The sequence below is a fragment of the Caballeronia sp. INML2 genome, assembly GCF_023631365.1.
Classification (GTDB): domain Bacteria; phylum Pseudomonadota; class Gammaproteobacteria; order Burkholderiales; family Burkholderiaceae; genus Caballeronia; species Caballeronia turbans.
In genome coordinates, this window is the sequence record NZ_JALQDH010000141.1 from 1 (window position 1) to 7,531 (window position 7,531).

Annotated in this window: 7 protein-coding genes and 2 pseudogenes; 6 read left to right on the forward strand and 3 right to left on the reverse strand. The window is 57.6% G+C overall.

The genetic code is table 11. The features are described 5' to 3' along the window. A pseudogene (locus NCT32_RS36140) lies at positions 1-200 on the reverse strand (IS5/IS1182 family transposase); the annotation flags it as partial. A 70-nt stretch (positions 201-270) separates the two neighbouring features. Next, positions 271-1,293, reverse strand: coding sequence for an AraC family transcriptional regulator (locus NCT32_RS36145; protein WP_250491473.1), 1,023 nt, complete (start codon positions 1,291-1,293; stop codon positions 271-273). 255 nt (positions 1,294-1,548) lie between these two features. Here NCT32_RS36145 and NCT32_RS36150 point away from each other — a divergent pair, with 255 nt between their 5' ends. The 4 genes from NCT32_RS36150 (at position 1,549) to NCT32_RS36165 (ending at position 5,718) form a co-directional block, all read left to right on the forward strand. Further along, a complete protein-coding gene (locus NCT32_RS36150) occupies positions 1,549-2,586 on the forward strand; it encodes a hypothetical protein (RefSeq protein WP_250491474.1) in 1,038 nt (345 codons plus the stop codon). Between the two features lie 10 nt (positions 2,587-2,596). Next, a complete protein-coding gene (locus NCT32_RS36155) occupies positions 2,597-3,115 on the forward strand; it encodes an alpha/beta hydrolase (RefSeq protein ID WP_250491475.1) in 519 nt (172 codons plus the stop codon). 894 nt (positions 3,116-4,009) lie between these two features. Then, positions 4,010-4,657, forward strand: coding sequence for an isochorismatase family protein (locus tag NCT32_RS36160; RefSeq protein WP_250491476.1), 648 nt, complete (start codon positions 4,010-4,012; stop codon positions 4,655-4,657). A gap of 134 nt (positions 4,658-4,791) precedes the next feature. Further along, entirely contained in the window at positions 4,792-5,718 is a 927-nt protein-coding gene (locus NCT32_RS36165; protein WP_250491477.1) for an alpha/beta fold hydrolase, read from the forward strand. A 163-nt stretch (positions 5,719-5,881) separates the two neighbouring features. On the opposite strand, the gene NCT32_RS37780 is transcribed toward NCT32_RS36165, so the two are convergent. Then, entirely contained in the window at positions 5,882-6,118 is a 237-nt protein-coding gene (locus NCT32_RS37780) for a winged helix-turn-helix transcriptional regulator (protein WP_409241580.1), read from the reverse strand. 176 nt (positions 6,119-6,294) lie between these two features. Here NCT32_RS37780 and NCT32_RS36170 point away from each other — a divergent pair, with 176 nt between their 5' ends. Both NCT32_RS36170 and NCT32_RS36175 read left to right on the forward strand, forming a co-directional pair. Next, a complete protein-coding gene (locus NCT32_RS36170; protein WP_250491478.1) occupies positions 6,295-7,044 on the forward strand; it encodes an SDR family NAD(P)-dependent oxidoreductase in 750 nt (249 codons plus the stop codon). A 287-nt stretch (positions 7,045-7,331) separates the two neighbouring features. Further along, a pseudogene (locus NCT32_RS36175) lies at positions 7,332-7,531 on the forward strand (IS5/IS1182 family transposase); the annotation flags it as partial.

Here is a 7,531-nt window from a genome sequence, read left to right on the forward strand (position 1 = left end):
TTGAGCAAGGTCGATGGGTGATATGCCGGCCTGCCCACCAAGGAGGGCGTGGCCCGCTCGAAGCCAAGACCTACTAGATCAAGCTCGTCGACAAAGACGTCCACCACTCGTACGGTGTTATCAGCATCGACGTAGTCGTCGAGACACTCAGGTAGCAGTGCGACTTGATCTCGTGCCGCGCTTTCAATAAATCGCTTCATGGGCCACCATCGAAAGACGTGTTGACTAACTATAGGCAATCAACACGTTTTTACACAGCCTCGCCCGACCTCAGCCCTGCGATCCGGTGACGCGCGCGCTTTCCTTATCGCCAACCGTGACACTGCCAGCGTTGTTTTTGCGCCATGTGGCTGGCGGCTCACCGAATTCTCGCTTGAACGCGCGATTGAACGATGCTTCAGATTCGTAGCCGACCGTCTCGGCAATCGACGCTAGCGATGAATCAGTGACGCGAAGCTGATTCGCAGCGAGCTGCAAACGCCAGAGCGACAGGTATTGCATCGGAGGGAGGCCGACCAATTCCGTGAAACGCTGCGCCAGCCCGGAACGCGAGATGCCCACTTCGCGGGCGAGCGCTTCCACGGTCCACGGGTCGACCGGTCGCGCATGCATCAGCGCAAGCGCTCGCGCGACGAAGCGATCGCGCAGACCCGCCAACCAGCCCTTGCGATCCTCAGGCATCGTAGCGACATAGCGGCGCACCGCTTCGACGAACAGGAGCTCGGCAAGTTTGGCCAGGACCGTGGCGCTGCCGGCTTGCGCTGAGGCCGCCTCCCGGGTTGCAAAGCGCAGCGACGATTCGAGCCACGACGCGCTGGATCCGCGCATGTTGACCTTGAACATCCGCGGCAGTGCCGAAAGTAAAGGATTGCGGGAGTTGTCGTGGGTGGCGAGGAAGCCGCACACCAGACGTGTGATCGCGCCTCCGCCACCGTAGGCAAGCTCCATCACTTCACCTGGCCTCGTCTCTACCTGCGTGGCCAGCAACGGCCCCAGAAATTCTGGCGAGAGCCCCGTAGAGCTACCTAAGACGTGGGTTTCGCCTTGCGGCACCACGATGACTTCGCCTGCGTTGACTTGCAACGCACTAGCCGAATCACCTGGAAGCATCGCCCAGCACGCTCCCTCGGTTACAAGATGGAACGAAACAATGCGCTCCGAAGGCGGCAAGTAGCCTGAACATAGTGCGGAATCGGCATGAGCGATAACACACCAGGGCGCGGAAAAGCAGCCGTCGAGATGAACCGCTCCTGACAGCTGAATCACCCGCAATACATCGGAGAGAGCGTCCATAGAGCGATCGCGCAATGTTGGAGCCGTGCACAAGAAAGCTGGACGCCAGGCCATTCAATGTCGTCTCTGCTGTGGTGATACTAGCACCGTGTCTGAAGGCCTCCAAACGCAACACGTCTGATCGAAGAGGATTCGATTTGGGATATGCGCGTTGTATGCGGCTGCTCAATAAGAGTCAGACAATTTCATAGGCCCCGTTCAAAAAATCGCAGCCGTTTTTAAGTTGAAACCGTCCCCATTCTCTGGAGCAAAACCATGTCAGCAGTCAATGCCCTTTCGAGGAGCGAAATCGATCTTGCGCAGAATGAATCCTATCCGACGGACGCCGTTTTGCAACCGCCGGTCTTGCAGCCGTACGTCGATTCCGCTCGCTACGCAAAGTGCGTCGAAGTCTCGAAGCGCATTCGCTGGGACATCGATCGCGATGTAATTCGAAATCGAGAATTCGACTTCACGAAAAAATTTCTGCCTGACGGCCTGTCGTTCGTCGATCGGCTGTCGTTTCTGAGCGCCGCCGAGTGCGGGCTGTTGTCGCAGATTCAAGGGCGTTCGTATGCCAACATCTTCGGACTTGTCGAGCGCTTCATCGGCGCCAAAGTACTCGAAGTTAGCCGCGACCACTCGCTCGGCGACCAGATCGCACTCGAGGCGCTCGTTCGCTTCACCGACGAAGAGCTAAAGCATCAGGAGCTGTTTCGTCGCATTGAGACCATGATCGGTGCGGAAATGCCCGGAGGGTACACGTTCGACCTACGGCCAGATGAGGTCGCATCGTTTGTATTAACCAAGTCGACATGGGCCGTCCTCGCGCTGACCTGCCTCATTGAACTGTTCACGCAGGCGCACTATCGGGCCAGCATCGAACCGGACAGCGAGCTTTCGCCGCTATTCAAAGAGGTGTTCTTGTTCCACTGGAAAGAGGAGTCACAGCACGCGATCCTGGATGAACTGGAATGGGTGCGTGAGAACGCAAAAATCTCTTCGCAAGCACGCGATGTGGCCGTTGACGACCTGATCGCGCTGGTCCGCGCGATCGACGGAATCTTACAAGCTCAAGCAGCAGCCGATGCGCGTTACTTCATTAGACTTTGCAATCAACCGAAGACGCCCGTCGAAACGGAATCCGTGATGAAAACCGTCCTCGCTGCGTATCGCTTCCAATACATCGTCTCGGGTGTTCAGATTCCGAGGTTCCGCGCCATGCTCAACGCAATGATCACACCCGCGCAGGCACTACGGGTTAGCGAGGCGCTTGCACCGATCATGGACTCACCGGCAATCAACAGACAATGAGCTCAAGTCCATGGAAAAGACAACTCACGTCCGATTCGCGGTGACTGGTCTGCGAACGCAGATACCGGGTCCCATTGGTTGGATCATGCGCAAGGCAACGACGACGAAGCGGGCGCCAGTGAGCCCACTAACATCATCGCGTGCAATTGCCGTGGAATGGCGGCGGTCCGGCATCGTGTCTGACCCATGTCATGCGATCGTCGCAGCTAAGCAGCGCTACTGTGATAGTGCAGAGCTTTGCAGTGGTGACCCGGTCGATGTGGCACATTTGGAAGCGCATGGGGCGAATCGGGTTGCCGAGCTTGCATTGAACGCACCGTTGATTCTCCAGATCCTGCAAGAGGTGGGAGCTCGTGCAGTCGCCGTGCTCGCAAAATTTCTCTGCAGCAGGTGTGCCGAAAGCTTGATCACCGGCGACTACATCGGGGCCTCGGTTTCGTTCCTCGATTATTGGGGCGTTTGGATAAGGGTCGCGTTCCGCTCCCGTACAGAACCCGCTGACGCAGCAGACGTGCAAAGTATCGATTGAGGGGCCATTGGACTATCGATCGATTTAACAACGAACAGAGCTTCGGTCAAATAGGCCGTCCGTCCCGTAAAGCTTCTGTTCGAACGGCTCGTTTACCGTTTAGCAACGCCGTTCAAACGTTTGCATTCAGTCAAATCCCTATGCATCATGGATAGCGATGCTTGATACGTCGCGTCGGTCCGGAAGACACGCCGCTCGCTTGCGTCTTCGACCTAGCCTGAAGCGCTGAGGCTTGATCGCGGCGACGTTATACGGCGTCGCCTCCAGTTGCCGGCCATGGTGAGCCAGACGGTTCGAAACCTCGCACTCTTAGAGGCGGTTTGCCTCGCGGGCTGCACGGTCGGGAGGCGGTTGACCTGCGTACTTCCGCACGCGGCCATCTACGGACGTTGAACCATGCGTTCGCCGCGACGTTCGAACGTCAGCTTCACCGGGACAACGGACCGTCGTGTGCGGATGGTCTGTGTCGCATCGTCCGCCGCCAACATTCACGCCTTGGGATAGCAGCGTTAGAATGCGCCTGCCTGCGTTTGACTGACTGGATAATTCGACGCAACTAAGTGCCGGAAGGCAATTCAACATTGGCCATATCGATGGCACATTGATGGTGCGGAATCGTCGCGACAGGAAAACACGATCGCGATCACCGCCAGGGAGAATGGTCCATGAAAGATGATGGTCGAGAACTTCACTTGGCACTTAATACATGATTTATTGAGGAACGCCGCTAAGCGCTTTTATGTTTCCTGCAGCGTGTGCGCACCGCGTCTGTCGTGATCGTCAAATAGCGTCAAAATTCCGCATTGCTAAACGGTAGCTACTGACCTAACCTTCCTAACACTTTATGCAAGCGGAGGCTCGGCGGCCATCCGTTTCTCTACCATAGGACTCGGCATGAACTGTGATCCAACCGATACGGCCGTGGTCTTCATCGACCCGCAGAACGACGTGCTGAGCCCGAGGGGCAAGAATTGGGGCGCGGTGGGCGCTAGCGTCATGGAAAACAGAACCGTCGAAAACATGTTGAGGATCTTCAAGGCTGCAAAAGCCGCGAAGATCAATGTGTTCATATCTCCTCATTACTTCTTTCCGACCGATCGCGCATGGAAGTTCAACGGTCCGCTCGAAGCGGACGAGTTCGCAACCGGTACGTTCGCGCGAGAAGGCGCTCTGAGTCTCCAGGGACTTGAAGGTTCGGGCGCGGATTGGCTGGCGGAGTTCAAACCTTACATTGATGACGGCCAAACCATCGTCGTGAGTCCACACAAGGTATTCGGCCCGCAAACCAATGACCTTGTACTGCAATTGCGCAAACGTCACATGAGCAAAGTGGTGCTCGGCGGTATGCTCGCCAACATGTGCGTGGAGGCTCATTTGCGCGACTTGCTCGAGCAGGGCTTCGAAGTGTCGGTCGTAGCCGATGCGACCGCAGGGCCTCGTCATCCCGTCTGGGGTGATGGCTATAAAGCCGCCATGATCAACTATGCGTTTCTCGCGCACGCGGTGGTATCCACTGACGACGTCGTCGCGGCAATGACCTGATCTTGCTGTCGGCGTCCGAACTTCCTCGCTTCACATGCCTTTCTTGCAGCTTATACACAGTGCTGAGCCGCGGCTCGACATCCTCGAGCAAAGAAGGTGATCGCGGACCGGCCATCCGACCCAGGAGCATCGCAATGGCCAGTCCAGCTTCGAGTACTTCGTCTGCTGCCGAGCGCAACAGCTCTGCCGTTCCCGTCACGCATCATCGAACGGCAGTTGTGGATGGATGCAAGATCTTCTACCGACAGGCCGGTCCGCTCGACGCTCCCGTTGTGCTGCTATTGCATGGTTTTCCGACCTCGTCGCATATGTTCAGGAACCTGATTCCTGCACTCGCCGACCGCTATCACGTGGTTGCGCCGGACTACCCCGGCTATGGTCAGAGCGACATGCCGGATCGTGCCGAATTCGCCTACACGTTCGACCGCTACGCCGAACTGGTGGACGGCTTGATCGATCAGCTCGGCGCGCGCCGGTACACGATGTATGTGATGGACTATGGCGCGCCCGTGGGCTGGCGGCTTGCGCTGAAGCATCCGGACCGTGTGGCAGGTTTTATCGTCCAGAACGGAAACGCCTATGACGAGGGCCTCAAGGCATTCTGGGACCCGATCAAGGCGTATTGGGCCGACGGTTCGGACGCGAGCAGGAAAGCATTGCTGCCCCTGCTCACGCTGGAGACGACCATCTTTCAATATACCGATGGCGTGTCCGACCGCACCCGTGTTTCCCCGGACAACTGGGTCCATGACCAGGCGCTGCTCGATCGCCCCGGCAACAACGACATCCAGCTCGACCTGTTCTATGACTACCGGACCAATCTGCCTCTTTACCCGAAGGTGCAGGCGTATTTCCGGGAATTTAAGCCGCCGATGCTGATCGTCTGGGGCAAAAACGATGTGATCTTTCCGGCGGACGGCGCGTATCCGTACAAAGAAGATTTGCCGGACGTCGAGACTCATCTGCTCGACACGGGTCATTTCGCGCTGGAAGACAAGGCGGACGAGATGGTGCCGCTGATACGCGACTTCCTTGCTCAAAAGATCGATTCAAGACCGTGATCGAACCTTATGGTGGTTCCTATGCTGACGACGAATGTCGCCGGCATTGACATTTAATGTCTATGCGTGTCGGTTGGCTGGGTGTGTTCCTTCAACGCTGCACCACGAGGGCATCTGCGCGGATTTCATCTAGTGGATGACTTGCGGTTCCCCATCGAGTTACCTACGTCCATGGCATGTGCTGTGCCCCCACTCGCATAACGGGGCGAGCGCTTGCCAGGGCAGACCGAATGCGGTTAACGAGCTCGACTCGCGGCGGAATCTCCTTGTAGTCGACACGATTGACGGGGCCATCGGTCTCCGATTCCTCCAATTGCTGGATCAGCATCTCGTAGCTAACTGCTCCAACCGCCCGATTTATTTCTGCATAACGTCGCGTGTCGTGTGCGAGATGAAACATGGTCAGGGCTTCCGTTTACCCCCGTCACGGCCAGCGTTACGTCGAGGCCACAGGTGAACACATTCGCTTTCATGCGTCATCCCAATGGTACTTACCAAAAGGTGCATACCATCTAAAAGTGTCGTTAAGGTCTACGATGCCCGCACACAATTGATGATATTGCAAGGAGCACGCATATGGGTAGGCTGACGGGAAAGATCGCGCTGGTGACCGGCGGCAATAGCGGCATCGGGCTCGCGAGCGCGAAGCGCTTCGTCGAGGAGGGGGCGTTCGTGTTCATCACAGGGCGGCGCCAGACCGAGCTAGACAAGGCTGCGGCGGCCGTCGGGCACGACGTGCGGGCGCTTCAGGGCGACGTGTCGAAGCTCGATGATCTCGACCGAATTTTCGCCGCAGTGCAGGCGGAGAAGGGGCATCTCGATGTTCTGTTCGCGAACGCTGGACTAGGCTCGCTTGCGCCGCTCGGAGCGATCACGGAAGCGCAATTCGATCTTACATTCAACGTCAACGTGAAAGGGACGCTGTTTACGGTCCAGAAGGCGTTGCCACTGATGAACGCAGGTGCCTCGATTATCCTGACCGGGTCGACGACAGGTTCGAAGGGGACGCCGGCGTTCAGCGTATATAGCGCAACGAAAGCGGCAATCCGCAATTTCGCGCGCAGCTGGGCGCTCGATCTGAAAGACTCCGGAATCCGCGTGAACGTACTGTCTCCCGGTGCAACGGCGACGCCGGGCCTGATGGAGAGTCTTGTCTCCGGCGCTCAGCTCGATGCGATGCTCGGCGAGCTTAAAGTTCAGACGCCGCTCGGGCGTATAGCTGATCCGGATGAAACGGCTGCCGTGGCGCTGTTCCTGGCGTCGGACGAGAGTAGCTTTATGACCGGCAGTGAAGTGTTCGTCGATGGCGGTTTGGCGCAGGTCTAATCCGGCCTGGACGGTGACGGACATTCTTTCCGCAGTGGCCGGTACGCTATCGGTGGCGTTCGCCTAGTGTCCGTTCCACTTCGGGAAGAGCCATTGCTGGTTCAGCACGGCGACCATCTATACAGGGTCGGAAGCACTCGCAGACGACTGTCCGCTCCCGGGCCGCGAGATCCAATGGCCGCTTTCGCGGGCTGAAATTGAAGAGCGGGCTGACGGAGCCCGACCGAGGCTGTGTAAAAACGTGTTGATTGCCTATAGTTAGTCAACACGTCTTTCGATGGTGGCCCATGAAGCGATTTATTGAAAGCGCGGCACGAGATCAAGTCGCACTGCTACCTGAGTGTCTCGACGACTACGTCGATGCTGATAACACCGTACGAGTGGTGGACGTCTTTGTCGATGAGCTTGATCTAGTAGGTCTTGGCTTCGAGCGGGCCACGCCCTCCTTGGTGGGCAGGCCGGCATATCACCCATCGACCTTGCTCAA

Excerpts from the sequence above, each read along its gene's own strand:
- NCT32_RS36170 (WP_250491478.1), top strand. The coding sequence starts at position 6,295 with ATGGGTAGGCTGACGGGAAAGATCGCGCTGGTGACCGGCGGCAATAGC.
- NCT32_RS36165 (WP_250491477.1), top strand. The coding sequence starts at position 4,792 with ATGGCCAGTCCAGCTTCGAGTACTTCGTCTGCTGCCGAGCGCAACAGC.
- NCT32_RS36145 (WP_250491473.1), bottom strand. The coding sequence starts at position 1,293 with ATGGACGCTCTCTCCGATGTATTGCGGGTGATTCAGCTGTCAGGAGCG.
- NCT32_RS37780 (WP_409241580.1), bottom strand. The coding sequence starts at position 6,118 with ATGTTTCATCTCGCACACGACACGCGACGTTATGCAGAAATAAATCGG.
- NCT32_RS36150 (WP_250491474.1), top strand. The coding sequence starts at position 1,549 with ATGTCAGCAGTCAATGCCCTTTCGAGGAGCGAAATCGATCTTGCGCAG.
- NCT32_RS36160 (WP_250491476.1), top strand. The coding sequence starts at position 4,010 with ATGAACTGTGATCCAACCGATACGGCCGTGGTCTTCATCGACCCGCAG.
- NCT32_RS36155 (WP_250491475.1), top strand. The coding sequence starts at position 2,597 with ATGGAAAAGACAACTCACGTCCGATTCGCGGTGACTGGTCTGCGAACG.